Genomic DNA, 25,405 nt, shown 5'->3' on the forward strand with positions numbered 1-25,405 from the left:
CTGAACAACCTCACCGGGGCGTACTTCACCGACCCCAACCTGGTCGCCGCCGGCGCCCTGCTCACCGCGATCCCCACGCTGATCGTCTACTTCGTGCTCCAACGCCAGTTCGTCAGCGGACTGACCCTGGGCGCCAACAAGGGCTGACCGCCCCCCGCTTGAAAGAGATCTCCGTGCACAACCTCTTCACCCCGGTCGCCTCCGTGTCCGTGGACCCACGCACCGCCCGCGTCCACGAGGAGGGCTGGCAGTCCTGGAGCCCCAGCGGCGCCTACGCCCTCGGCGACAAGCCGTACCGTCCGACGAACGACAACTGGGCGACGGTCTGCTACCGGCCGGGCGTCACCGTTCCTGACGGCACTTTCCAGGGCGAGGGCCTGCTCGCCCTCGACCCGGGTGACGGATCGCCGGTCCGGCTGTGGGCGGCGGCGGAGCCGCTGACGGAGGTCCCGTCGATCCGCCTGCTCGTCGAGGGCGACACGGCGGAGATCAGCGCCGACGGCCCGGTGAAGGAGTTCACGGGTACGGACATCCAGGCGACGCTGGCGGACTGGGCCGCCGGTCTCGGGGGCGCGGCCCCGAGACCGGCACCCACGGTCTGGTGCTCCTGGTATGAGTACTTCACCGCCGTCACCGAGGACGACATCCACGAGAACCTGCGTGCGATGGACACCCTCGACCTGCCCGTCGACGTCGTCCAGATCGACGACGGCTACCAGAAGGCGCTGGGTGACTGGCTCACCCTCTCGGGCCGTTTCCGCTCGCGGGCCGGGATAGCCGATGCGATCCGGGCGCGCGGCCGCAGGGCGGGCATCTGGACGGCACCCTTCCTCGTCGACCCGGCGAGCGACCTGGCCGCCGAGCACCCCGACTGGCTGGTCCGCGACCCGGACGGCGGCTTCGCGCACGCGGGTCGCAACTGGGGCCACGACCTGAGCATCCTCGACACGACCCACCCGGCCGCGGCGGAGTACCTGACCTCCGTCTACACGACGCTGCGCGCCGAGGGCTACGACTACTTCAAGGTCGACTTCCTGTACGCGGGCGCCCTGGACGGCGTACGGCACTCATCTGTGGACGCTCTCCAGGCGTACCGCTCCGGCATCGAACTGATCCGCGACGCGATCGGCGAGGACGCCTACCTGCTGGGCTGCGGCGCACCCATCCTCCCCTCCATCGGCCTGTTCGACGCGATGCGGGTCAGCCCCGACACGGCCCCGCACCGCCGCCCCGAGGCCGACGACTACTCCCAACCCGGCCAGGACCCCGCCGAGTTCACCGGCGCCGGCCGCCAGTGGCAGCACGGCCGCCTCTGGATCAACGACCCCGACTGCCTGATGGCCCGCCCCGCGGTGGAGACCCGGGAGCGGTGGGCGGCGCACGTCGAGGCGACGGGCGGCCTGATGGCGTCCAGCGACCGGCTGCTGTCGCTGGACCAGTGGGGCGTGGAGACGACGCGCCGTCTTCTGACAGGAGTCGACCGTTGAGCACCTTGAAGGTTCCGGGTATCGCCTACGGCGGTGACTACAACCCCGAGCAGTGGCCCGAGGAGGTCTGGGCCGAGGACGTACGCCTCATGCGCGAGGCCGGCGTCACCATGGTCAGCGTCAACATCTTCGCGTGGGCGCTGCTGGAGCCGCGCGAGGGCGAGTACGACTTCTCGCGCCTCGACAGGATCCTCGCCCTGCTCCACGAGAACGGCATCGCCGCCGACCTGGCGACGCCGACGGCGGCCCCACCGGCGTGGTTCTTCCGCGCGCACCCGGAGGCGCTGCCGGTGGACCGGGACGGCCGCGGACTGTCGTACGGCAGCCGCCAGACGTTCTGCCCGAGCAGCCCCGCCTACCGCGAGGCCGCCCTGCGGATCACGGGCGAACTGGCCGCGCGGTACGCCGATCACCCGGCCGTGGTGATGTGGCACATCCACAACGAGTACGGCTGCCACAACGCGGAGTGCTACTGCGAGGCGAGCGCGGAGGCGTTCCGGGGCTGGCTGCGGGAGAAGTACGCCGATGACCTGGCGGCGCTCAACCGCGCCTGGGGCACCACCTTCTGGAGCCAGTGGTACTACGACTGGGACGAGATCATCCCGCCGCGCGCGACGGGCGCCGTCCCCAACCCCACACACCAACTGGACTGGCGCCGCTTCTGCTCGGACGCGCTGCTGTCGCTGTACAAGGCGGAGCGCGAGGTGCTGAGGGCAGCGGACCCGTCGATCCCCGCCACCACCAACTTCATGGTGATGTACAACTTCGACGCCCTGGACTACTGGCGGTGGGCCCCCGAACTGGACATCGTCTCGAACGACCACTACCTCCAGTCCACGGACCCGGAGTCGGAGATCGACATCGCGCTGAGCGGCGACCTGGTGCGCTCGCTGGCGGGCGGCCGTCCCTGGCTGCTGATGGAGCACTCGACGGGCGCGGTGAACTGGCAGCCGGTCAACCGGGCGAAGACCGCGGGCGAGTTGCGCCGCAACGCCCTCGCCCACGTGGCGCGTGGGGCGGACGGCATCGCCTACTTCCAGTGGCGGGCCGCCAAGGCGGGCGCCGAGCAGTGGCACTCGGCGATGCTGCCGCACGCGGGCACGGACAGCCAGATCTGGCGGGACGTGGTCGCACTCGGCGCCGACCTGAAGGCGCTGGCGGAGGTGCGCGGCAGCTCGGGCACGGCATCCGTGGCCATCGTCTGGGACTGGAACGCCTGGTGGTCCGTCGAACTGCCGTCACAGCCCAGCGGCGAGGTCCGCTTCCAGGACCTCGTCCGCGCCTGGTACGAGCCGCTGTGGCGGGCGGGCGTGGCGGTGGACTTCGTCCGCCCGGACACGGATCTCTCGGCGTACCGGGTGGTGCTGGCTCCGAGCCTGTACCTCGTCGACGACGAGGGCGCGGCGAACCTGACGCGCTTCGCGGAGGGCGGCGGCACGCTGGCGGTCGGCTTCCACAGCGGGGCCGTCGACGAGAACTGCCATGTGCGGCTGGGGGGTTACCCGGGGGCGTTCCGCGAGGCGCTGGGCGTGCGGAGTGACGAACTCTTCCCGCTGCTGCCGGGCGAGTCGGTGGGCCTGAGCGAGGGCAGCACGGCGTCGGTGTGGTCGGAGCGCGTGCGCCTGGACGGCGCGGAGGCGGTGACGTCGTTTGCGTCCGGCCCGCTGACCGGAGTGCCGGCGGTAACGCGCAATGCCTGCGGCACGGGCACGACCTGGTACCTGGCGACCCTGCCGGATCCGTCGACGCTGGCCGACCTGCTGGACCGTATCTGCACGGAGGCCGGTGTGACGCCGGTGCGGGTGACGCCGGACGGGGTGGAGGCGGTGCTGCGACGCGGCGCGGACGCCGGCTACCTCTTCCTGATCAACCACGGTGACCGGTCCGCCGAGGTCGAGGTCTCGGCCGGTGCCACGGACCTGCTGGCGGGCAAGCCCGTCGAGGGCGGCAGGGTCATCGTCGCAGCGGGGGATGTCGTAGTCGTCCGGGAGCCGCAGGAGTGATTGACCGGACTGGATTCCTACTCGTTTGATAATCTGGCTCCATGGATGAGACCTCGTACGGCGTCGGCGAAGGGCCTGCCACCCGAGTAAGCCTCTCCCTCCCGGAAGGGACGGCCGAGGCGATCCGTCAGCGGGTCGGCAAGCGCGAGTTCTCCGCGTTCATCACCGAGGCGGTGGAGCGCGAATTGCGTGGCCAGATTCTTGACGAGTACCTGGCGGGCTACGAACACCGCAACGGCCCGATCTCCGAGCAGGAACAGGGGCGGGCCCGGCGGGTCTTCGACGAGGTGTTCGCCGAGGAGGGCCAGTGGCCCGCCGCAAGCTGAGCCATGAAGGCGCGCTCGTCCTCGACTGTGAGGGCCTGTCGAAACTCGTCGGTGACCACGAGCCTGTCGTGGCCCTCGTCGCGGAGGCGCGCAGGCGGAGCTTGGAAGTGGTCGTCAGCGCGCTCACGATCATCGAGTCGGTCCATCGTCGGACCGACAAGGTGCGGCTGGCCTGGGTGCTGTCCGGTACGAGGATCGTTCCCGTCGGCGACGACGAGGCGAAGACCGCTTCCGCCTTGCTGATCAATGCCGGGTTGCATGGTCACAAGTACGCGATCGACGCCGCCGTGGCCGAGATGGCGCGACGGCAGCGCCGCCCGGTCGTCATGCTCACCTCGGACATCGATGACATGTCCAAGCTCTGCGGGGACAACGTGCGGCTGGTCGCGGTGTAGTCGATATTCAGAACCTCGCCCGGGGTGGGGCTTGTACCATCTGGTCACCGTGGCGCAAGGGGGAAGTGTGATCGAACTGTCCGACATGATCCGCGAGTTGAGGCAGCAGTTGACCGCTGCCGTGGCGGACGGAGCGGGCGAGGCCGTGCGGTTCGAACTCGGTCCCGTGGAGGTCGAGGCGACCGTCGCCGTCACACGTGAGGCGGGCGCCGACGCCAAGGTCCGGCTGTGGGTCGTCGATGCCGGGGCGAACGGCAAGTACGCGCACGCACAGACGCAGCGGATCACGGTGACCCTGACCCCCAAGGTCGTACCGGCGGACGGAAGCGCGGCGCGGACAGTGCTGATCACGGGCGGCGAGGTTGACGGGGAGCGCTGAACAGGGGCTGCGGGCGGAGCGGGTCGCCGAGGTCATCGTCGTTCTGCCGGACGGGGGCGCGGGGCGACGCGGTTCGGGTTACCTGGTTTCTTCGGGCCGGGTGCTGACCGCCGCGCATGTCGTCAAGGGCGCGGCGGGCGTACGGGTGCGCTTCCAGGCCGACCGGCCTGGCGAGTGGGCCGTCGAGGCGCGCGTGGCGTGGCGGCATGAGGGCATCGACATCGCCGTACTGAGACTCAGCCGCCCGGATGGTCTGGTCAGCGCGGACACCGATCGTGTCGCGTACGGCCGCGTCGGCGAGAAGGACGCCGTACTGCGCTGCACTGCTCTCGGCTTCCCGCGCTTCAAACTCCGTACGGACGACGACGGTTCACGCTTCCGCGACGCGGAGCACGTGCACGCGACCTGCGCGGTGCTGTCCAACCGACGCGAGGGCACGCTCGATCTCCGCGTCGCCTCGCCTCCGGCGGACGACCCGGACCCCGAGCGGGACGCGTGGGAGGGGATGTCCGGCGCGGCTGTCCTCGCCAACGGGCGCCTCGTCGGAGTAGTCAGCCGTCACCACCGGTCCGATGGTCCTGGCCGTATCGCGGCGAGCCGGGCGGACCGTTGGGCCGAGAAGCTGTCGGCGGCGGAACTGGCGTCGTTGGAAAAGGAGTTGGGCTGCGCACTGCGCCCGGAATCCCTGCCGGACGCCATACCGGCCGCCGGGCCCGACCTCATCCAGGAGGTCTACCGCGCGCTACTCGCCGACATCGCTCCCGAGGAACTGACGGACAGGGGTACTGAATTCCGCGACCTCGTCGCGTTCTGCGGCAGCTCCGACAGCTCCAACCAGTACCTCTGGCTCCAGGGACCGCCCTGGGCCGGCAAGACGGCCCTCGCGGCATGGTTCGCCCTGCATCCGCCCCAGGGCGTCGTCCCGGTCTGTTTCTTCATCACCGCGCGCTTTGCCGGCCAGTCGGACGGCGACGCGTACACGGCGGCGGTCATCGACCAGCTCGCGACGATCACGGGCCGCGAACCGGCTACTACGGGCTCCCTGGCCGCCCGCGACGGCGAACGCCGGCTGCTGCTGCGCCAGGCTGCGGAACGGGTCGCCGAGGACGGCGGCACCCTGCTCCTACTCGTCGACGGTCTGGACGAGGACCAGTCCCGGGTGCCCGGCGGCACGGGCACCAGCATCGCCTCCCTCCTGCCCGAACGCCTCCCGCCGAACGTCCGCGTCCTGGTGACCAGTCGGCCGAGCCCCGGCATTCCGCCGGACGTCAGGGGCGGACACCCGCTGCGCCACTGCCCGGTCGTGCAGCTCTCCACCTCGTCGGCGGCTCGCCATACCGAGTACGAGGCCAAGCATGACCTCCAACGCGCTCTGGCCGGAGACCAGTTGGAGCGAGACGTGGTCGGCCTGCTCACCGCCGCGCGCGGCACCCTCACGGTCGAGGACCTGCGCGAACTGACGGGCGAGCCTGTCTACACGCTGAGGCAGCGGCTCGGGAGTGTGTTCGGCCGCATCTTGCGTGAGCGGGGTGGCGGCGGTCCTGACAGCGGCGGCGATGTGACCTTGTATGTGATCAGCCGCGGCTACCTCTTCGCCCACGAAACGCTCCTCGTCGCCGCCCAGGACGAATTCGGACCGGACGTGGACGCGTACCTGGAGCGCCTGCACGCCTGGGCGGAGACGTACGAGCGCCGGGGGTGGCCCGAGGACACTCCGCTGTATCTGCTCCAGCCGTACGGCCGTCTGGTCGCGCTTTTCCAGGACGCGGGTCTGGTCACGGCCCTCGCCACGGATCCCCGACGACGGGATCGGCTGCGGGAGGCGACGGGGAGCGATGCGGCGTGTCTCGCGGAGATCGCGGCGGGGCGGGAGACGGTTCGGCGGGTCACGCCTGACGACCTGGGGGCGTTTGCGGCGCTCGCGGCGGCGGGGGATCTGGTGGCCCGGCGCAATGAGTCGCTGCATCCGGACATTCCGGCCGTGTACGCGCGCCTCGGGCGGGTTCGGCAGGCCATTGGCCTCGCGCGCAGCGTCTTCGAGCCCTATCGCCGCGCCCAGGCGGTGCTCGGAGTGGCACGCGTCTTGGCGGAGGCGGGTGACCGGCGGGCGGTGGGGCTGGCGGAGGAGGCGGTGCTGGTGATGGAGGAGCTGGTGGACGTGGCACCGTTGCCCCAGCTCATCGAGGCTGTCGCGGTGGCGCGGGGTATGCGGGCGACGGCCCTGGCGCTGGCGGGCCGCCAGGAAGAGGCGATGCGAGGGTTCCGCGAAATGCGCCGAACGGGCGAGGTCCCGGGCGCCGAGGAGTTCGTCAAGGAGCTGGGCATGACCGCCGGCGTGCTCCGGAACCCGGCGGACGCGGCTGACCTGCTCCGGCTGGCGGAGGAGTCCGCCGAGCGGATCAGTTTCCTCCCCGATCGTATGCGCGTTCTGGCGAGCATCGCAGAGGTGTGGTCGGGCCGGGGCTTCCCCGATGACGCGACACGGCTCTACGGTTCGGTGGTCGGGCTCGCCCAGCGCGACACGAGCGACTTCGAGAACCTGCCCGCAGCCGCCTCGGTGGCCCTGCGCGACAAGCGCCCCAGCGAGGCCGAGAAGCTGGCCTGGCTGGCCGCGGCGAAATTGAACGGGGGCGAGCAGGGGGGTGAGGGGCGGGGGACGAAAGGCGATGTGTGTGCACTCGTCGCCACGGATCGGATGACGGATGCCCAACGGCTCGCGGAGTCCGTCAGCCATACCGGCATCCGGGAAGCACAAGCGTTCACCTGGTCGATGGTCGCCGAAGGATGGGCCCGCAGGGGCGCGGTGGCCGAGGCCTGGGCGGCACTGGAAAAGCTCCGGAATTACCCGGTTTCCTACGGCAAGGTCGACGACGCCATCCGGCGGGTCGCCGAGCTCCTCGCGAGAGCCGGTGCCACCGAGCCGTTGGTGGCCGTGCTGCTTGCCGAGGAGTACTCCTCACCGAGAGGCCTGTCACGGTGGGAGGTCGCTGTAGCGCTCATCGCTCTCGCCCGCCACTTCGCCGCCGATGATCAGCGGCGATCGCTGGAACTGCTCCGCACGGCGGAGCACGGGCGTCAGCCAACGGCCGCCCCGGTTTCCCGGGCTGCTCAGGAACGTCTCGCCGCTTTGGCGGGTGCCCTCGCCACCGCCGGTTGGCCCGATGAGGCGGAGCGACTCCTGGCGGCGATCAGTGAGTCCCATGTGCGTGCCTGGGGCATGGCCGTCGTGTCCCTGGCCGTCGCGGGCAGCGATCCCGGCCGGGCGCTGCGTCTCGCCGGGGAGGCCGTCGACCTGTCGTTCGCGCTCGACGATCACTCCGGGTCCCAATCCTCTATGACGACTGCCATTAAGGCACTGGCGTGGGCGGGCGCGGCGGAACGCGTCGCGGATGTCCTTGAGGGACTCGTGCGGGAAGACGGACCGTCGAGAGGGTACGTCCATGAGCATGCCTGTGACGAGGCCGCCGCGGGTCTGTGGCCGCACGCCCCGGAACTGGCGCTTCGGCTGGTGGACGACGTCCTGGACGGCATGCGCGGTGATCCCGTGCCGTACTGCGCACGGCTGCTCGTCGCTGTGGCACCCCGCGACGGCGACCCCGGTGCGCACGTTCCGCAGCTCTTGGATGTCATACGCGAGTACGACGCCGTGGGCGAGTACTACGACGAGAAGACGTCAACCGGCAGAGAAGTGCTGTTCAGTTTGCTGATCGCCGTAGTCGACCCCGCCGCTGCCCGCAGCCGCCTCGACGCGGTGGTTTCGAAAGTGGTGCAACCAGGGTGGCCCCATTCCTGGGAAGTGAGCGGAGCGGCCTTCGGCTACGCCGTGCTCGGCGACCACGAGGCAGCCCGAACCATGGCCCGGCGCGGAGCGAACGAGGAGCATCGTGCGGAGGTCTTCGCCCACCTCGCCGCGTACGCCGCCTCGCTGCCCGGCGACCGTGTACCGGCTCCACCCGACACATCCGCGTATTTCAACATCACGCTGCTCGCCCGCCGTCTGGTCACCGTCCTGTTTCCGCCCCCGTTCGGCCCCGACCTTCCCCGCGCAAGGGCCCTCCTCACGGAGGCCCTCACCCCGGAGGGGTGGCACCACGCGGTCCCCGTGCTCGCCGAGATCGATCTCGATGCGGTCCTCCGGGTACGGGACGTCGTCTTCACCCACTTGGGGTTCAGCGACTGAGGGTTCCCACCTTGACGGCGTGCAGGAGGCTGGCCAGGGCACGGGGCGTGGTCGAGGCTATCTCGTGCGGGTGGTCGCTTTCGCGGAGGTGGATTCGGTGCGGAATGGCCGACGCCAGTTCTATGCAGTTGCCCTCGCCGCCCCCACTGAACGAGGACTTCTGCCAGTGGAGTTGGTACATGGCGGTTCCTTTCACAGGGCGTACATGACGTGCTGGATGAGGCTCAGAGAGTCCCGTGACTCGTGTGACTCCGGTGTCGATTCCGGGTCGACCGGCGCCAGCGCCAGCTCCGAGAGTCGCTCGAACATTTTGGCGTACTCGTCGAGGTGTTCTCCATCCCGCAGGAAGAGCGAGTTCCGCGGGTGCTCCAGGTAGACCGTGTCCAACTCGGGGGTCGCACCTCCGAAGATGGCGAACGAGCCGCTGTACGCGGAGTAGGAGCCCGCCTCGAAAGGAAAGATCTGCACGGTCACGTGGGGCAGCCTCGACACTTCGATCAGCCTCAGAAGCTGTCGGCGCATCACTCTCGGGCCGCCCATCTGGGTGTGAAGGGCGGCCTCATGGATGACCGCGCGATAGGTGACGGGAGCGTTCCCGGCCAGAACGCGTTGCCGGGCCATGCGGAACTGGACGTACCGCTCGGCCCGTTGAGCGTCGTCCTCCGTCTCGCTCAGCACGGCGCGGGCGTACTCCTCGGTCTGGAACATGCCGGGGATGAACAGTGGCTCGTGTGCGCGCAGGACGGTCGAGCGCGATTCGAGCTCGGCGAGATCCCGGGCCATGGGACCGGCGGTGTCCTTGAACTCGTCCCACCACCCCGTGCCGCGCTCCTGGGCCATCGCCATGATCCCCTCGAACAGCGGGCCCGGTGGGCAGCCGTACTCGCGCAGCAGCTTGTACAGCCGGTTGCGCGAGACGTCGATGCGCCCCGCTTCGATGTTGCTGATCCGCGTGCGGTCCGCGTCGAGCAGGGCGCCGGCCTGGTCGCCGGACAGCCCTGCGCGGCTGCGCAGCTTGCGGAGTTCCAGGCCGAGGCGGCGTTGGCGCTCGCTGGGGTTACTCCTGGGTGGCATGTGTGACCTCCTCCGACGCAGTCTGCACAGCCGAACTTCCTTGGTCCACAAGGTTGTTCGCATGTCACCCACAACGGTGACAGTGCTCGGAAACGGTTGCAACTCAGTGAACACGTTCCCTACGGTCGACGACAACCCAACCACCCCGCGCTACGAGGAAGCACCCCCGCCCTCAAGCCAGTTGGCAAGGACCCGGACCTGGTCACCGCGTGCGCGCCCAACCCCCCGAAGGAGCCCCTTCATGGACGACCCCCCACACCCCACCGACGTCTCCCTCGTCTTCCCACCCCACCCCGCCTGGGTCCGCACCGCTCGCGAAACGGTCCGCACCCTCCTCGCCGTATCCGGAAGACACGAACTCGCCGACACCGCTGCCCTGTTGACCTCAGAGGCCGTCACCAACGCCATCAACGCCTGCGCCGACAAGGGCTGCACCACCCCCGTCACCCTCTTCGCCGGCTGGAGGGACCCGCACCGCCTCCGCATCCTCATCCGCGACGAGGCCCCGGGCCTGCCCACCGTCCGCATCCCCGCCCAGGACGACGAAGACGGCCGGGGCATACACCTCATCTCCCACGGCGCCGACGCCTGGGGCGTGTGCACGCACGGTCCCGGCCGCGGCAAGGCCACGTGGTTCGAGCTCGTGGATATACTGGATTCGCCAACGGATATCCAGGAGGTCCTCTCATGACCAAGACGCTGATCGACATCGACGAGGAACTGCTGGCCGAGGCGGCCATAGCGTTCGGGACCAAGACCAAGAAGGACACGGTCAACGCCGCGCTCAAGGAAGGCGTCGAACGCAAGAAGCGCGCGCTCGCACTGGCCCGGCTCGCGGCACGGGCGGACGCGGGTGACTTCGACATGTTGCTGGACAAGGAGAACTACCGTCGATGAGCGCGGCCACCTACCTCATCGACACCAGCGCATTGGTCCGCATCCTCAAACAGCAGGCTCGCACCCTCTGGGAGAAGCCGCTGCAAGAGGGGCTGATCGCACGCTGTCCGCTGACCGAAGTCGAGTTTCTCTACAGCGCCAGGAACGCCGAGGACCGGGCCGATCTGGTCCAGGATCTGGACGCGCTGTTCGGCTGGACGCTCCTCGACGACCGGGCCGTGACACGCGCCTGGGACGTGCAGCGGGAACTCACCGAGAAGGGCCAGCACCGTTCCGCAGGTGCGGTGGACCTGCTCGTCGCCGCGACGGCCGAACTCCAGGGGCTGACCATGCTGCACTACGACAACGACTTCGAGACCATCGCCTCGGTCACCGGGCAGCCGACCCAGTGGCTCGCATCCCCGGGCAGCCTCTGACCCCGGTGGCCCTGGCCGGGAACACAGACGCACAGCGGAGGGCGCGGCACGCCCCCACGGCATGCCGCGCCCCGTTCCCCGGATCCCCCCGGAACAGTGGTTACTCGGCCACCGTCAGCGGCGGGAGCGATCCCGTCCGGGCCGCTTGGCCGTACCACAGCGCACTCGACTTCGGCGTACGCTCCAGCGTCGCGTAGTCCACGTACACCGCCCCGAACCGCTTCCCGTAGCCGTACGCCCACTCGAAGTTGTCCATCAGGGACCACAGGTAGTAGCCCCGCACGTCCGCGCCCTCCGCGATGGCGCGGCGGACAGCCCGCAGGTGGCCGTGCAGGTAGGCGATCCGCTCGGGGTCGTGGACGCGGCCGTCGGGGTCGGGCTTGTCGTCGTAGGCCGCGCCGTTCTCCGTCACGTACAAAGGCAACCCCGGCGCCTCCCGTGCGTAGCGCATGATCAGGTCGTGCAGGCCGGTCGGGTCGATCGTCCAGCCCATCTCCGTGCGCTCGCCCGGCGTCTGGTGGAAGGCGACGTCGTCCGCGCCGGGCCAGGGGGACTGCGAGCTGGAGCCGTGGCCGTCGGCGCGCGGGGCGCTCACCGAAGTGTCCGCCGCCGACACCAGCGTCGGCGTGTAGTAGTTGAGCCCCAGCGCGTCCAGCGGCTGGTTGATCGCCGCCAGGTCGCCGTCGTGGACGTACGACCAGTCCGTGATCAGCTCCGTCGCGGCGTACAGCGTCTCCGGGTACGCGCCGTGCAGCATCGGACCGTGGAAGACGCCGTTGGCGAGGTCGTCGATCTTCCGGGCGGCCGCCAGGTCGGAAGGGTCCTGCGAAAGGGGCCTGACCACCGAGGAGTTGAGGCTCACTGCCACCGAGTTGCGGGCCGGCATCGCGGCGCGCAACGCGGAAGCGCCCAGACCGTGCGCCAGGTTCAGGTGGTGCGCGGCCTTCAGCGAGGCCGCCGCGTCCGTACGGCCGGGGGCGTGCACCCCGGAGGCGTAGCCCAGGAAGGCGCTGCACCACGGCTCGTTGAGGGTGATCCACTGCTCCACCCGGTCGCCGAGCGCCTCGCCGACGATCTGCGCGTACTCGGCGAAGCGGTACGCCGTGTCGCGCTCGGGCCAGCCGCCCGCGTCCTCCAACTCCTGCGGCAGGTCCCAGTGGTAGAGGGTGACGGCCGGCTTGATGCCCACGGAGAGCAGCTCGTCCACCAGCCGGCGGTAGAAGTCCAGGCCACGCTGGACCGCCGGGCCCCGGCCCGTCGGCTGCACCCGCGACCAGGAGACCGAGAACCGGTACGCGGTCAGACCGAGGCCGGCCATCATCGCCACGTCGTCGCGGTAGCGGTGGTAGTGGTCGACAGCGATGTCACCGGTCTCGCCGCCGGCTGTCTTGCCCGGCGTATGGCTGAAGGTGTCCCAGATGGAGGGCGTACGGCCGTCCTCCCGCACCGCCCCCTCGATCTGGTAGGCGGAGGTCGCGGCGCCCCAGAGGAAGGCGGGGGGAAAGGTCACCGGGGTCGCCGGCGTTTCGGACTCAGGCATGGAAGCGCTCCCATAGGAGGTCGTGCCGACCGACAGTCGGGGGATGGGGGGAAGAATGGGGGGAGGAAGAGAGCGGGGGCCGAGGCAGCGGTGGCTCGGCCCCCGGAAGCAGCAGCGGACCGGGCCTCAGCCCTTGACCGCGCCCTGCATGATGCCGCCCACGATCTGCTTGCCGAAGATGGCGAAGACGAGCAGCAGCGGCAGCGTGCCCAGCAACGCGCCCGCCATGATCAGCGACTGGTCGGGCGTGAAGCCGCGACCGAGTCCCGCGACCGCGACCTGGACGGTGGGGCTGCCGGTCTGGGTCAGGACCAGGAACGGCCACAGGAAGTCGTTCCACGTCTGGACGAACATCAGCATGCCCAGGACGGCCATCGCGGGCCGTGCGGCCGGGAACACCACGTGCCACACCACCCGCCAGCTGCTCGCGCCGTCCACCCGGGCGGCCTCGATGATCTCGTCCGGCAGCGCCTGGATCAGGTACTGCCGCATGAAGAACACGCCGAACGCGCTCACCAGCGACGGGAAGATGACGGCCTTCAGCTGGTCGGTCCAGCCGAGCTCGGCGACCATCATGTACAGGGGGATCACGCTGAGCTGCGGCGGCACCATCATGGTGCCGATCACGATCAGCATCATCGCGCCCCGGCCCTTGAAGCGCAGCTTGGCGAAGGCGAACCCGGCGATCGTCGACAGGAACACGATGGTCGCCGCCGACACTCCCGCCACGAACGTGGTGTTGATGAACGCCTCGCCGAGGTTGGCGTCGTTCCAGGCGATCTCGAGGTTGTCGAACAGGTTCGAGCCGAACCAGAACGGCGGCGGCGTCTGCGCCAGGCGCTGGGTGTCGCGCGAGGCGGCGATCGCCGTCCACACCAGCGGGAACAGCGAGCCGATGGTGAACAGGGCGAGGATGATGTACGCGATCGGACCGGCGTGCATCTGCCCGCCCGCGCGCGCCGACCTGGGCCGCCGTATGCGCTTGGGCTTCTCGTCGGTCGTGTCCTGCGGGGTCAGTGTCGTCGTCACGGCCGGTTCTCCTAACTACTGGCGCGCAGCCGGCGCGAGATGACGTAGTTGATGATCCCGATCACGATGAGGATGAGGAACATCGTCCAGGCGATCGCCGAGGCGCGGCCCAGGTGCTGGTTGACCCAGCCCTGCTCGTACAGGTAGAGGCCGAGCGTCTGGAACTGGTGCTGGGAACCGCCGGAGGTGCCCTTGTTCGCGTCGAACAGCAGCGGCTCGCCGAAGAGCTGGGAGGCGCCGATGGTCGACACGACCACGGTGAACAGGATGGTCGGGCGCAGCGACGGCAGGGTGACGTGGATGAACTGCTGCCAGCGGTTGGCCCCGTCCAGGGCCGCCGACTCGTACAGGTCCTGCGGTATCGCCTGCATCGCGGCCAGGTAGATCAGCGCGTTGTAGCCGGTCCAACGCCAGATCACGATCGACGAGACGGCGAACTGGGAGGCCCACTTGTCGTTCTGCCAGTCGATGTTGTCGAAGCCGACGGCGTTCAGCGCCCAGTTGATCATGCCGTAGTCGCGGCCGAAGAGCAGCACGAACACCAGGGACGCGGCGGCGATCGACGTCGCGTACGGCGCGAGCATCATGACCCGGTAGAAGGTCGAGCCGCGCAGCTTGTAGTTGAGGATGTGGGCGATGCCCATCGCCATCAGCAGCTGCGGGACCGTCGAGATGATGCCGATGGTCAGGGTGTTCTTCGCGGCGTTCCAGAAGAAGTCGTCGTCGAAGATCCGGGTGTAGTTGCGCAGGCCCGCCCACTCCATGTCGGTGGGCGCGGTCATCTCCACCGTGTGCAGCGAGGCCCAGCCGGTGTAGATCAGCGGGAACAGGCCGAACGCGAGGAAGAGCAGGAAGAAGGGCGAGACGAACGCGTACGGGCTCCAGCGCATGTCCCGCTGCCAGCGGCGGGAGAGCCGGGCCCGGCGGCGCTTGTCCACCTCGGGCACGGCGTCGGCGGGCGGGCGGCCCGGGGCCGCGCCCCCCTCCTTGTCGGGGGGCGCGGCGACGGTGGCGTGCCTGGGCGAGGTTCCGGTCACCTGATGTCTCCGAGGAGGCGACGGCCTTCAGGCGTGAGGCCGGTTGCCGTCCACACGATCGGGTGAACGGTGCTTGATGCGTTGCGAGAACCAAGCATGGGACTGGATCCTTGGTGTCGTTGTAGACCGGGCTGGTTCCAACCCGGCTGGCGTTGATCGCGTAGGACTCGATCGCTTGCTGAGCGGCCGAGCAGCGTGAGCCAGGAATCCCCTTGCTCCGGCTGGGGGAGGGTTCAATTCTCCAGGTTGTTGTCGATCGTCTTGGTGGCGTTGGCCCAAGCCTCCGCAGGAGACTTGCCCTGGGTCACCAAGATGACGCCGTTGTCGGTCAGACCCTGCTGGATGATCTGGTCCTTCGGGCCGATCACCTGGGCCGGGATCTGCTTGGCGGCCCCGGCGAAGATCGTGCCGATCGGGGCGTCACCGGTCATGGTGTTCTTCGCACCGGTGACCTGCGGCAGGTCGTAGGCGGCCGGGGCGCTCGGGAAGCTGCCCTGCTTGGCGAACAGCTTGGCCTGCTGCTCGGGCGCGGTCAGCCACGCGGCGAGCTTCGCCGCCTCCTCGGTGTTCTTGCCGGACTTCGGCACGGCGAGGAAGGTGCCGCCCCAGTTGCCGGGCTTGGGCGAGGTGGCCACGTCCCACTTGCCGGCCGCCTCGGGCTTCGACTTGCCCTTGATGTAGCCGAGCATCCACGGCGGGCAGGACATCGCGGCGAACTTGCTGTTGGCGATCGTCGTGTCCCAGGCGGGCTGGAACTGCGTCTGGTTGCCGATCAGCCCGTCCTCGGCGGCCTGCGCGGTCAGGTCGAAGGCCTTCTTGATGGCCGGGTTGGTCTTGTAGATGACCTCGCCGGAGGCGTCGTAGTACTTCTCGCTCTCACCGCTGACGATCGCGTTCAGCAGACCGCCGGGGGAGTCCAGGAAGGTGGTGCCCTCGGGCGCCTTCCCCTGGTAGGTCTTGCCCACCTCGACGAACTTCTCCCAGCTGCCCGCCCACAGCTTGCCGACTTCCTCGCGCTCGGAGGGCAGACCGGCCTGCTCGAACAGGTCCTTGCGGTAGCAGATGGCCATCGGTCCGACGTCGGTGCCCAGACCGATGGTCTGGCCGTCCTTGGTGGTGGCCTGCTTCCACTTCCAGTCCAGCCAGTTGCTCGACTGGACGCCCGACACCTTGGACAGGTCCATCAGCTTCGCGGCCTGGGTGTTCACGACCTCGGCGATGTTGCCGACCTCGACGGCCTGGATGTCCTGCAGACCACTGTTCGTGGTCAGGTGGTTGACGAGAGCGGGATAGTAGTTCTCGTTCCGCTCCACGACGTTCTCGGCGATCTTGATCTTCGGGTTCAGCTTCTCGTACTCGGCGTAGAGGCCGGCTTCCTTGAAGCCCTGAGTGCCGAAGAGCCCCAGAGTGATCGTGGTCTTGCCGCCGCCGCCTTCGCCCGAAGACGAGCCGTCGCCGCCGCCGTCTCCGTCGTCGGCACAGCCGGCCAGCAGCCCGGAGCCCAGCGTGGCGACGGCCGCGAGGACCATCGTCTTGCGGGCGATTCGGGTACGTGCTCGCATTGCGTCCTCCTGTTGCCCTGACGTGCCGACCCCCCGGCCAACTGCGTTGTTGGGCCCGTTAGTTCTAGCTGCGGCTCGGGCGGGGAACGTGCGGGATGTGTATGTGTCAGGTACCGTGGGAGCGCTCCCACCGGTGATGTGTTGAAGCGTCGTCGGTCCGAGCGGGGGTGTCAAGGGACTGGGGGCGGAGAGATGCGTTCAGTTATCGGGCTGTTAACTGGAACCCGGGGATCAGGTTTCGGCCACCCCGGGCGACTTCCTGCGGAAACCCGGGAGCCGACCAGGTGCGGGCTCCCCTCCGACGATGACTGTTAGATTCCAGGCCAACGCAAGGGTCGACGGGAGGGCGAAGCCCATGGCAAGCCACGGAGCGCGGAGCCGGAGCGGTGGCCGGCCCACCCTCGAGGAAGTGGCAGCCCGTGCCGGCGTCGGCCGCGGCACGGTCTCCCGGGTGATCAACGGCTCGCCCCGGGTCAGCGACGCCACCCGCGCCGCGGTGGAGGCGGCGGTCGCCGAGCTCGGCTACGTCCCCAACACGGCCGCGCGTGCCCTCGCCGCCAACCGCACCGACGCGATCGCCCTCGTCGTCCCCGAGCCGGAGACCCGCTTCTTCGCCGAGCCGTACTTCTCCGACATGCTCAAGGGCGTCGGCGCCGAGCTGTCCGACACGCAGATGCAGCTGCTGCTGATCTTCGCGGGCAACGACCGGGAGCGGGCCCGCCTCGCCCAGTACCTCGCCGCACACCGGGTCGACGGGGTCCTGCTGGTCTCCGTGCACGCCGACGACCCGCTGCCCGACCTGCTCTCCCAGCTGGAGATACCGGCCGTGATCAGCGGCCCGAGATCGGCCGCGGAGACCCTCCCCTCGGTCGACTCCGACAACTACGGAGGCGCCCGCTCCGCCGTCGAGCATCTGCTGGCCCGCGGCTGCCGGGCGGTCGCCCACATCACCGGCCGCCTCGACGTGTACGGTGCCCAGCGCCGCGTCGACGGCTACCGCGACGCCCTGCTCGGCGCGGGCCACGAGCTGGACGAGCAGCTGATCCAGCCGGGCGACTTCACCGAGGAGGGCGGTCGGCGCGCGATGACCGAGCTGCTGGCCCGCCGCCCCGACCTGGACGCGGTCTTCGCGGGCTCGGACGTGATGGCGGCCGGCGCCCGTCAGGTCCTGCGCGAGGAGGGCCGCCGTATCCCCGACGAGGTGGCGCTGGTCGGCTACGACGACTCGGCCATCGCCCGCCACATGGACCCGCCCCTGACGAGCGTCCGCCAGCCCATCGAGGAGATGGGCCGCAGGATGATCGACCTGCTCCTGACGGAGATCGCGGACCGCCGCCCCGCGGTCACCCGGGAACTGGAGCGCAGACAGGTGGTCCTGGCGACGGAGCTGGTGGCGCGGCGGTCGTCCTGACCGCGATCACCGTCGGTGCCGTCCGTGCGGCTCCTCGGTGCGGTGCGTGAGGAACCAGGCGACGCCCAGCAGTACGACGCCGGCCAGCCAGAAGAAGATCACCAGCCAGGCGGCGGTGGAGGAGCCCAGGTCGACCGCGTCCCGGCACAGCTCGCCGCCGCACCTCTCGCCGCCCTCGCCCGCCGCGTCCAGAGCGACCACGAGCCACAGCAGCATCCCCAGGTTGAACGCGAGGATCACCCACGTCAGCAGCCGCCACCGGGGAATCCGCCGCGACCGCATGACGAGCCTCCCAACCTCACGAATGGCTCACAAGGCGACAATACGCCCCTACGGTCCCGATCGGACCGCCGCGTTGGACCGTCGCGTCGGGCCGTCGAGGGGCGGCTGTTCAACACGCGGTCGTCGAACGGACGACGCGCGGTTTCAGCCGTCAGCCGTCAGCCGTCAGCCGTCAGCCGTCAGTCGCCCATGAGCAACCGCCACCGCCGCTCGCCGTCCTGTTCCTCCTCGGTCGGCGCCAGCCCGGCCGCCGCGGCGACCGCCGCCGACGCGAGGTGGTCGGGGTGGATGTGGGCGACGACCGTCCGTACGAGCACCCGCCCGAGCCACTCCACGAGCGCCCGAGCCGCCTCCGAGGCGAACCCGCGACCCTGCCAGGGCGTGCCGACCACCCAGGCGATCTCCGCGGTGTGCCGTCCGGTGACCGTGGCCTGGACGGTGCCGACGAGACGGGCGTCCTCGCGCGGCCACAGCACCCAGTTGCACCAGGAGACGCCCGGCTCGGGCGCCCCGGCGACCAGCCGCTCGTAGCGGGCCCGCAGGGCGCCGGGGGAGTCGGGCGCACCGCCGATGAAGGCATGCAGGGACGGGTCGGACAGTACGGCGGCCATCTCCTCGGCGTGCTCGACGCGCAGGGGAAGGAGGTCCAGGCGCGGTGTGGCGAGAGGCTCGGCCAACACGAGGGGCTCGGTCATCGGCCCAGCCTAAGAGCGCACGCGCTTCACGCCGTGTCCGCGGGGGCGTCGAAGTAGTGCCCCTCCTCCAGATCCGCGAGGAGCCCGGCCTCCACGGGCCGCCAGTCCAGCAGCTTTCGGGTCAGCGTGCTGGACGCCGGGACGTCGAGGGGCACGACGAGGGTGAGCCAGCCGAAGTGGGCCTCCGCCTCCTCCCGGGACACACCGGCCACCGGCACGTCCAGCCGGCGCCCGATGACATCGGCGATCTCGCGCAACGGCACGCCCTCTTCGGCGACCCCGTGCAGTCGCGTGCCCGCCGGTGCCGCCTCCAGGGCCAGCCGGAACATCCGTGCCGCGTCGAGTCGGTGCACCGCGGGCCAGCGGTTGGCGCCGTCGCCGATGTAGGCGGCGACGCCCTTGGCGCGGGCGATACCGATCAGTTGAGATACGAAGCCGTGGTCGTCGCCCCGGCCGTGCACCGTCGGGGGCAGCCGGACGACCGATACGCGTATCCCGCGGTCCGCCAACGCGAGGGCCGTGGTCTCCGACTGAAGCCGGACCGCCGAGAACGACTCCGGGTCGCCGGTGTCCTCCTCCGTGCAGACGACTCCCGGCCTGCCCCCTGACGTGCCCGAGGTGATCACGAAGGGCTTGCCGGAGCCCTCGAGCGCCGCCCCGATCGTCTCGATGGCCCGCCGGTCGGCCGCGCAGGAGGCGGCGAAGTCCGAGAAGTCGTGGATGAAGGCCAGATGGACGACGCCGTCGGCCGCGGCCGCGCCGCGGGTCAGGCTGTCGAGATCGTCGAGCGCGCCCCGATGCGCCTTGGCCCCGACGGCCTTCAGCGCTTCGGCGGCCCGGTCCGAGCGGGCGAGGCCGACGACCTGGTGTCCGGCGTCGAGGAGTTCACGGACGAAGGCGGAACCGATGAACCCGGTGGCGCCGGTGACGAATACACGCATGGTGCTTCCTTCGCTGAGGAGGAGAGGAACTGGGCGGTGATCTCATCGTCAGCGGGAGCGGCGGACCGCGTCCAAAGCCTGTTCCGCATGAGGCAATGCGATTCAGGCATCACAGCAGGCCAGAGTGCATCTGAAGGGCGTCCGGGTGGTCTCTGCGCAGTACGCTTCGCGTATGCCGCCCGACTCGCTCCCCGCACCGGACCTCGACCTCCGCCTGGTGCGCTACTTCACGGTCGTCGCCGAGCACCTGCACTTCGGCCGGGCCGCCGAGACCCTGCACACCACCCAACCGTCGTTGAGCCGTCAGATCCGGCGTCTGGAAGAGCAGTTGGGCTCCCGGCTCCTCGACCGCACCCCGCAGGGCAGCCGGCTCACCGAGGCGGGGGAGGTCTTCCTGCCCCGTGCGAAGGCGTTGCTGCGCTCGGCCGCCCAGGCCGCCGCGCAGACCCGTGCCGCCGCCGAGCCGCACCGGATCACCATCGGCTACACGTCGGGCATCATCGTCACCCCGGCGGTGCGCGACCTGCGGCGCCGGCACCCGGACGTCGACGTACAGGCCCGGCACCTGGTCCCGGGCAAGGCGCGCGCGGCCCTGCTCGACCACGAGGTGGACGCGGTGGTGACCCGGCTGCCGTTCCCCACCGACCGCCTGGACGTGACGATCCTCTACGACGAGCCCCGGGTCCTGCTGGTCCCGCTCGACCACCGCCTGGCCGGCAAGGAGTCCGTCATCCTTGACGACATCGCCGACGAACCCATGCCCCGGCTGCCCGACGCCGACCCGGCCTGGAGCGCCTTCTGGCGCATCGACCCCCGGCCCGACGGAAGGCCGGCGCCCGACGGGCCCGTCATGGGGGACCTGGAGGACAAGTTCGAGCTCATCGCCTCCGGCCGGGCCGTGGCGATCACGGCCGCGGGCGCGGGCCGCCCGCGCCCGGACCTCGCCGCGATCCCGCTGCACGGCGTCGAGCCGAGCCGCGTCGTGCTCGCGAGCCGTGCCGATGACCGCGGCCGCCTGCTCGCGTCCTTCCGGAGGTCGGCCCGGACGCATCTCGCGGGCGGCGCCGGAAACGACGTCAGCCGGTGACCTTGTCTCCAAGGTCACCGGCTGAGTATCAGGGTGAGTGACGGGACTTGAACCCGCGGCATCCTGGACCACAACCAGGTGCTCTACCAGCTGAGCTACACCCACCATGTCGGCTGTTCGGATTGCTCCGACCGGCCGAGAAAAAGTGTACAGGGTCGGGAGGGGTGCTCGCGCCCGGCTTTCGTCGGAGCCTACTCCGCAGGCAGGACGTACTTCGCGGCGATGGTCTTCGCGGTGTCCGAGTCGGGTCCGGGCTGCGGTACGAAGACGGCCTCGCGGTAATAGCGCAGTTCCGCGATGGACTCCCGGATGTCGGCGAGGGCGCGGTGGTTGCCGTTCTTCTTCGGGCTGTTGAAGTAGGCGCGCGGGTACCAGCGGCGGGCCAGCTCCTTGATGCTGGACACGTCGACGATCCGGTAGTGGAGGTACTCCTCGAGGGTCGGCATGTCCCTCAGCAGGAAGCCGCGGTCCGTGCCGACCGAGTTGCCGCACAGCGGGGCCTTGCCCGTTTCCTTCACGTGCTCCCGTACGTACGCCAGGACCTGCGCCTCGGCGTCCGCGAGCGTCGTGCCGCCGGACAGCTCCGTGAGGAGTCCGGACGCGGTGTGCATCTGACGCACCACCTCCGGCATCGTCTCCAGCGCCCGGTCCGGCGGACGGATGACGATGTCGATACCGTCGCCGAGAATGTTCAGCTCGGAGTCGGTGACGAGGGCGGCCACCTCGATGAGCGCGTCGTCGGACAGCGAGAGGCCGGTCATCTCGCAGTCGATCCACACCATGCGATCGTTCATGCGACCACCCTACGGCTGGCGTGCGCTTTTGTGGTCCCCGGTGCGGGTGTGAGCGCTACGGGGGGCTGTGCGGACCGCTGGGGTGCGCGTCCCTGGGGGCTCCGCCCCCAGACCCCCGGCCTTTGCCCCCAGGGACGGGGTCGAAGGGGCAGCGCCCCTGGGGGATGGGACGGGTAGGGGCGGCGGGGGCGAGATCCGCCCCGGCCATCCCCACCCACCCGAGCCTCACATCCCGCTGCGCTGCCCCGGCAGACTCGCCCGGCTCCCCGCGTACGCCTCGCGCCCGCTGTCCGAAGAAGAAGACGAGGACGATGCCGACGCCGAGGCCGACGACAGGGACGCGGACGTCCCGACCGGACTCGGCGGTGCCGTGCGACGGGTCTGGAGCGGTACCGGACCGCCCTCGGAGTGCAGCGAAGACGGCGCACTCGGCGGCCCCGCCGCGCTCTCGGGATCCGGCTGCCGCTCGGCCTGCGGCCGCCGCGCCCGATAGGCCGCACGGTACGCGGCCGGCGACGACCCCAGCTGACGACGGAAGTGCCCGCGCAGCGCCACCGGCGAGCGGAAGCCGCAGCGACCCGCGACCTCGTCCACCGAGTAGTCCGACGTCTCCAGCAGACGCTGTGCCTGAAGCACCCGCTGGGTGATCAGCCACTGCAACGGCGCGCTGCCCGTCAGGGAGCGGAACCGGCGGTCGAACGTACGCCGGCTCATGTACGCGCGCGCGGCCAGTGTCTCCACGTCGAACTGCTCGTGCAGGTGCTCCAGCGCCCAGGCGACGACCTCGGCGAGCGGGTCGGCGCCGATCTCCTCTGGTAAAGATCGATCGAGGTAGCGCTCCTGACCGCCGCTCCGGCGCGGGGGGACCACCAGGCGTCGGGCCAGCGCACCGGCGGCCTCGTTGCCGTGGTCCGTCCGCACGATGTGCAGACAGAGGTCGATTCCGGCCGCCGTACCCGCGGACGTCAGCACATCGCCGTCGTCCACGAACAGCTCACGCGGGTCGACATGCACCGACGGATAGCGCTTGGCGAGCGTCGGTGCGTACATCCAGTGGGTGGTGGCCGGGCGGCCGTCCAGCAGGCCCGCCGCCGCCAGCACGAAGGCGCCGGTGCACAGGCCCACGATGCGGGCGCCCTCCTCGTGCGCCCGGCGCAGTGCGTCGAGCGCGTCATCCGGTGGCGGGGAGGTGATCGAACGCCAGGCCGGCACGACGACGGTGCCCGCCCGGGAGATCGCCTCCAGGCCATGCGGTGCGGTGAGTTCCAAGCCCCCTGTGGTCCGCAGTGGGCCTTCCTCACCGCCGCACACCAGCAGTCGGTAGCGCGGCACGCCGGCGTCCTGGCGGTCGATGCCGAACACCGAGAGCGGTATGGAACTCTCGAAGATGGGGCCGCCGCTGAACAGCAGCACCGCGACGATCTCCTTGCGGCGTCGCCCGGAAAGTTTCCGGGCTGCGGCTTCCGGCGCGGCAGTGGAGTCGTGGCTCATCCTGCTAAGCCCCCCTCGGTGGTCGCGGCACCCTTAACCTTTCGGGTCTGTCGCTCCAACACGTTTCCCCTCGGTCCTGCACGAGTCCCCCGCCGTAAGACAGTCAAGATCGAATCTACTGCGTCCCGTGGTGCCGGGGAGACCAGTTCGTCATCCGGCAGATTGTCGACTTGGCAACTTGGCGTGAAGCATTCGATCACGAAGCGTTGCACTCGTGGGGCGTGCAGGGAAGTGCGCCTTGTCGCAGTGGCCAATCCACGTAGGGTGCGCAGGGTGCCCCAGGCCCTTTCCGTGCAGGTGGAACGGGGGTTGGGGGGTGGTCGGGGCAAGGGATGCGCGGTGGCCGGAAGTTGGCTGAAAAGAGTCGGGCGCGTGCGCGGAAACCGGTCAGCCGACCGGTGTATTTCCCCCACTGTGACGTCCGCCTCTGTGTGTCCCCGATCCGGTCCTGTGACGGCCTCCGCGATGCGGGGAGCGCTCCTCGGCGAGCAGGCGGGCCGCGCCGCGCTCCGACTGGCGCAGGAGAATACGGCAGACCGTGGTGACGGCGGCCAGACCGAGGGCTGTGCCTGCGGCGCCGGCGAGGGAGGAGCCGTACCAGAGGAGCACCACGGGGACCAGGACGCAGCTGAAGACCGCCCAGCGGACGACGTCGGTGGAGGAGTCCCGGGCGGGGGGCTGCGGTCCGGACATGGCGTACTCCCTGTGACGTGGCTCAGGGGGTTCAACGCCTGTTCGATCCGTCGGTCACTGTGCGGCCGGTTTTGCGCCGGGACAGGCCGGCCGGTACGTGAACCCTGTGCGAACCGCCTGTACAACGCAGCAACCATTGCGTTACGGGCGCACCCTCGTGCATGCTCCCTGGAACCCCCACGCACCGGGGGCGCGAACTGGGCTAAGGAGGAGTGCCGCCGTACCCTTGGGGGTATGGGGTTGGGAAGATGATTCCCGGACACAGACTCCGCCGCATACTGTCGGCCCACCCATAAAAGGATCACAACGCCGAGACAGCCATGGCCGGTCACGAATTCTTCGAACCAGCGGACCGCAAGCGGCCTGTCGCCGACCCCACGGCGGCCGAGCCCCTGGCGGCGGAAGAGCCACGCCAATCCTGCGACCCCGCCTTCAAGCACGGCGTCGTGGTGGGCTTCGACGGCTCCATGTCCAGTGAGCGCGCCCTCGCGTATGCCATCGGTATGGCAAGTCGCTCCGGGTCGGGCCTGATCATCGTCCACGTCGCCAACCGGCTGCCCACCACCGTGTGGGCGGGCTGCGAGCCACCGGTCTTCGTCGACGTGCCGGACCACCGCACCGAGGTGCTCGGCCTCGAGCTCGCCTGTGCGGAGTACCTCGCGGAGGTGCCCTGGATCCTCGTCGAGCGCGGCGGAGACATCTGCCACGAACTCGAAGAGGTCGGGCGTGAGTACGAGGCGGACGCGATCGTCGTCGGCTCCACCCACGGCATCGTCGGACGCATCTTCGGCTCCGTCGCCGGGCGGCTCGCCAAGCGGGCGAAGCGGCCCGTCGTTGTCATTCCGTAACCCGTCGTTCTCCCAGGTGAGATGTGCCGTGGGAACGGCCGAACTCCCTTGTGCAGTGCGTAAATCTACTGGCGCGTAGAGGTGTTTGTGCCCTTGTGAAGGGCATATAACGCTCACCGCACAACCGCACATGCATGAAGGGAGCCCGCCGTGGACAATGACGTCTCCGCGGGAAGCACCACTACGATCGTCGGCCGACTCGCTCTCGGCATCACCCTGTTGGCCGTGGGCCTCGGGTACACCGAGGTGATCGACGGCGTGACGGCGGCCGACGCCGTGTCAATTGCCCAGTACGTGGGCGGAGTCGCCCTCTTCGTCGCCGGACTCATGGCCTTCCGCGACGGTGAATCCGTCGGTGGTACGGCGTTCTCGGCGCTCGGCGCGCTCTGGTTCACGTGGGCGGTTTCCGCCGACAACCAGGTGTCCGCCAACGCGGCGGGACTGTTCCTGCTGCTCTTCGCCCTCGTGGCGCTGTCTCTCACGGTCGCTGCGGGCGACCAACTCGCCAAGGGCACCTACGGGTTGTTCGTCGTGTCGTTGGTGCTGCTCGCCGTCGCGAACTTCGCCGACAACGGGAGCCTTGCCAAGGTCGGGGGCTGGTTCGCCGTGGCGGCGGGGGCGGTGGCCTGGTACGCGGCTACCGCGGCCCTCGCTCACTGGCCGACGGCTGTTCCGCGACGTGCTGCTCGCCGGGGCGTGACGGTCACCGGTTAGCTGCGCCGGCTGGGGGTTGGGCGGCCCCCGGCGATGAGAACGGACCCCCCGTGTTTTGGTGGCAACACGTGGGGGTCCGTTCTCTTGTTCGGCCTCTGCGGGTGTGTGGGGGCTGGTCGCGCAG

Annotated in this window: 25 protein-coding genes, 1 tRNA gene and 1 pseudogene; 14 read left to right on the forward strand and 13 right to left on the reverse strand. The window is 70.0% G+C overall.

Going from position 1 to position 25,405, the window contains the following annotated elements:
* From AC5P09_RS40130 to AC5P09_RS40160, 7 genes and pseudogenes are all read left to right on the forward strand, one after another.
* Window positions 1–147 (forward strand): annotated as a pseudogene (locus AC5P09_RS40130) (carbohydrate ABC transporter permease); the annotation flags it as partial.
* A 26-nt stretch (window positions 148–173) separates the two neighbouring features.
* On the forward strand, window positions 174–1,487 hold the full coding sequence (locus AC5P09_RS40135; protein WP_493878674.1) for a glycoside hydrolase family 36 protein: 1,314 nt from the start codon (window positions 174–176) through the stop codon (window positions 1,485–1,487).
* Window positions 1,484–3,490: a beta-galactosidase gene (locus AC5P09_RS40140; RefSeq protein ID WP_493878637.1), complete on the forward strand. Its 2,007-nt coding sequence runs from the start codon at window positions 1,484–1,486 to the stop codon at window positions 3,488–3,490. The genes AC5P09_RS40135 and AC5P09_RS40140 overlap by 4 nt, the downstream gene beginning before the upstream one ends.
* Window positions 3,491–3,531: 41 nt before the next feature.
* Entirely contained in the window at window positions 3,532–3,816 is a 285-nt protein-coding gene (locus AC5P09_RS40145) for a hypothetical protein (protein WP_493878638.1), read from the forward strand.
* A complete protein-coding gene (locus AC5P09_RS40150) occupies window positions 3,798–4,211 on the forward strand; it encodes a DNA-binding protein (protein ID WP_493878639.1) in 414 nt (137 codons plus the stop codon). The genes AC5P09_RS40145 and AC5P09_RS40150 overlap by 19 nt, the downstream gene beginning before the upstream one ends.
* A gap of 67 nt (window positions 4,212–4,278) precedes the next feature.
* The gene (locus tag AC5P09_RS40155) at window positions 4,279–4,590 is read left to right on the forward strand and encodes a trypco2 family protein (RefSeq protein ID WP_493878640.1); all 312 of its coding nucleotides are present in this window, start codon (window positions 4,279–4,281) and stop codon (window positions 4,588–4,590) included.
* Window positions 4,574–8,770 (forward strand): trypsin-like peptidase domain-containing protein, encoded by a 4,197-nt coding sequence (locus tag AC5P09_RS40160; protein ID WP_493878641.1) that lies wholly within the window; start codon window positions 4,574–4,576, stop codon window positions 8,768–8,770. The genes AC5P09_RS40155 and AC5P09_RS40160 overlap by 17 nt, the downstream gene beginning before the upstream one ends.
* On the opposite strand, the gene AC5P09_RS40165 is transcribed toward AC5P09_RS40160, so the two are convergent.
* Window positions 8,760–8,951: a DUF397 domain-containing protein gene (locus AC5P09_RS40165; protein WP_493878642.1), complete on the reverse strand. Its 192-nt coding sequence runs from the start codon at window positions 8,949–8,951 to the stop codon at window positions 8,760–8,762. The two genes, AC5P09_RS40160 and AC5P09_RS40165, sit on opposite strands and share 11 nt — an antisense overlap.
* An 11-nt stretch (window positions 8,952–8,962) precedes the next feature.
* A complete protein-coding gene (locus AC5P09_RS40170; RefSeq protein ID WP_493878643.1) occupies window positions 8,963–9,844 on the reverse strand; it encodes a helix-turn-helix domain-containing protein in 882 nt (293 codons plus the stop codon).
* A gap of 241 nt (window positions 9,845–10,085) precedes the next feature.
* Here AC5P09_RS40170 and AC5P09_RS40175 point away from each other — a divergent pair, with 241 nt between their 5' ends.
* The 3 genes from AC5P09_RS40175 to AC5P09_RS40185 are packed head-to-tail and all read left to right on the forward strand — an operon-like array spanning window position 10,086 to window position 11,157.
* The gene (locus tag AC5P09_RS40175) at window positions 10,086–10,535 is read left to right on the forward strand and encodes an ATP-binding protein (protein ID WP_493878644.1); all 450 of its coding nucleotides are present in this window, start codon (window positions 10,086–10,088) and stop codon (window positions 10,533–10,535) included.
* Window positions 10,532–10,741 carry a type II toxin-antitoxin system VapB family antitoxin gene (locus tag AC5P09_RS40180; protein WP_354714712.1) on the forward strand — a complete coding sequence of 70 codons (210 nt, stop codon included), beginning with the start codon at window positions 10,532–10,534 and terminating at the stop codon, window positions 10,739–10,741. The genes AC5P09_RS40175 and AC5P09_RS40180 overlap by 4 nt, the downstream gene beginning before the upstream one ends.
* Window positions 10,738–11,157, forward strand: coding sequence for a PIN domain nuclease (locus AC5P09_RS40185; RefSeq protein ID WP_493878645.1), 420 nt, complete (start codon window positions 10,738–10,740; stop codon window positions 11,155–11,157). The genes AC5P09_RS40180 and AC5P09_RS40185 overlap by 4 nt, the downstream gene beginning before the upstream one ends.
* Before the next feature lie 100 nt (window positions 11,158–11,257).
* Here the strand turns inward: AC5P09_RS40185 and AC5P09_RS40190 are convergent, their stop codons facing one another.
* The 4 genes from AC5P09_RS40190 to AC5P09_RS40205 all read right to left on the reverse strand — a co-directional run bounded on the left by AC5P09_RS40190 (window position 11,258) and on the right by AC5P09_RS40205 (window position 16,325).
* A complete protein-coding gene (locus AC5P09_RS40190; protein ID WP_493878646.1) occupies window positions 11,258–12,697 on the reverse strand; it encodes a GH1 family beta-glucosidase in 1,440 nt (479 codons plus the stop codon).
* A gap of 126 nt (window positions 12,698–12,823) precedes the next feature.
* Entirely contained in the window at window positions 12,824–13,726 is a 903-nt protein-coding gene (locus AC5P09_RS40195; RefSeq protein WP_266439205.1) for a carbohydrate ABC transporter permease, read from the reverse strand.
* Between the two features lie 11 nt (window positions 13,727–13,737).
* Window positions 13,738–14,763: a carbohydrate ABC transporter permease gene (locus AC5P09_RS40200; RefSeq protein ID WP_493878647.1), complete on the reverse strand. Its 1,026-nt coding sequence runs from the start codon at window positions 14,761–14,763 to the stop codon at window positions 13,738–13,740.
* A 233-nt stretch (window positions 14,764–14,996) separates the two neighbouring features.
* Entirely contained in the window at window positions 14,997–16,325 is a 1,329-nt protein-coding gene (locus AC5P09_RS40205; protein WP_493878648.1) for an ABC transporter substrate-binding protein, read from the reverse strand.
* 355 nt (window positions 16,326–16,680) lie between these two features.
* Between AC5P09_RS40205 and AC5P09_RS40210 the strand changes: the two genes are divergently transcribed.
* On the forward strand, window positions 16,681–17,736 hold the full coding sequence (locus AC5P09_RS40210; protein WP_493878649.1) for a LacI family DNA-binding transcriptional regulator: 1,056 nt from the start codon (window positions 16,681–16,683) through the stop codon (window positions 17,734–17,736).
* A 6-nt stretch (window positions 17,737–17,742) separates the two neighbouring features.
* Here AC5P09_RS40210 and AC5P09_RS40215 read toward each other — a convergent pair whose 3' ends face one another.
* From AC5P09_RS40215 to AC5P09_RS40225, 3 genes are all read right to left on the reverse strand, one after another.
* Window positions 17,743–18,018: a hypothetical protein gene (locus AC5P09_RS40215; RefSeq protein ID WP_493878650.1), complete on the reverse strand. Its 276-nt coding sequence runs from the start codon at window positions 18,016–18,018 to the stop codon at window positions 17,743–17,745.
* A 179-nt stretch (window positions 18,019–18,197) separates the two neighbouring features.
* Entirely contained in the window at window positions 18,198–18,713 is a 516-nt protein-coding gene (locus tag AC5P09_RS40220) for a GNAT family N-acetyltransferase (RefSeq protein WP_493878651.1), read from the reverse strand.
* 26 nt (window positions 18,714–18,739) lie between these two features.
* Entirely contained in the window at window positions 18,740–19,654 is a 915-nt protein-coding gene (locus tag AC5P09_RS40225; RefSeq protein ID WP_493878652.1) for an SDR family oxidoreductase, read from the reverse strand.
* A 172-nt stretch (window positions 19,655–19,826) separates the two neighbouring features.
* On the opposite strand from AC5P09_RS40225, the gene AC5P09_RS40230 reads away from it, so the two are divergent.
* Window positions 19,827–20,741, forward strand: a complete 915-nt coding sequence (locus AC5P09_RS40230) for a LysR family transcriptional regulator (protein WP_493878653.1) — start codon at window positions 19,827–19,829, stop codon at window positions 20,739–20,741.
* A 32-nt stretch (window positions 20,742–20,773) separates the two neighbouring features.
* Here AC5P09_RS40230 and AC5P09_RS40235 read toward each other — a convergent pair.
* From AC5P09_RS40235 to AC5P09_RS40250, 4 genes are all read right to left on the reverse strand, one after another.
* Window positions 20,774–20,846 (reverse strand) — tRNA-His (locus tag AC5P09_RS40235).
* 86 nt (window positions 20,847–20,932) lie between these two features.
* Entirely contained in the window at window positions 20,933–21,535 is a 603-nt protein-coding gene (gene orn / locus AC5P09_RS40240) for an oligoribonuclease (RefSeq protein ID WP_493878654.1), read from the reverse strand.
* 225 nt (window positions 21,536–21,760) lie between these two features.
* Window positions 21,761–23,026 carry a GlxA family transcriptional regulator gene (locus AC5P09_RS40245; RefSeq protein WP_493878655.1) on the reverse strand — a complete coding sequence of 422 codons (1,266 nt, stop codon included), beginning with the start codon at window positions 23,024–23,026 and terminating at the stop codon, window positions 21,761–21,763.
* 387 nt (window positions 23,027–23,413) lie between these two features.
* On the reverse strand, window positions 23,414–23,719 hold the full coding sequence (locus AC5P09_RS40250; RefSeq protein ID WP_493878656.1) for a hypothetical protein: 306 nt from the start codon (window positions 23,717–23,719) through the stop codon (window positions 23,414–23,416).
* A 320-nt stretch (window positions 23,720–24,039) separates the two neighbouring features.
* Here AC5P09_RS40250 and AC5P09_RS40255 point away from each other — a divergent pair, with 320 nt between their 5' ends.
* Both AC5P09_RS40255 and AC5P09_RS40260 read left to right on the forward strand, forming a co-directional pair.
* Window positions 24,040–24,567 carry a universal stress protein gene (locus tag AC5P09_RS40255; RefSeq protein WP_493878657.1) on the forward strand — a complete coding sequence of 176 codons (528 nt, stop codon included), beginning with the start codon at window positions 24,040–24,042 and terminating at the stop codon, window positions 24,565–24,567.
* A gap of 150 nt (window positions 24,568–24,717) precedes the next feature.
* Entirely contained in the window at window positions 24,718–25,281 is a 564-nt protein-coding gene (locus AC5P09_RS40260) for a GPR1/FUN34/YaaH family transporter (protein ID WP_493878658.1), read from the forward strand.
* Window positions 25,282–25,405: the final 124 nt, after the last annotated feature.

The organism is Streptomyces sp. a15, assembly GCF_059026085.1.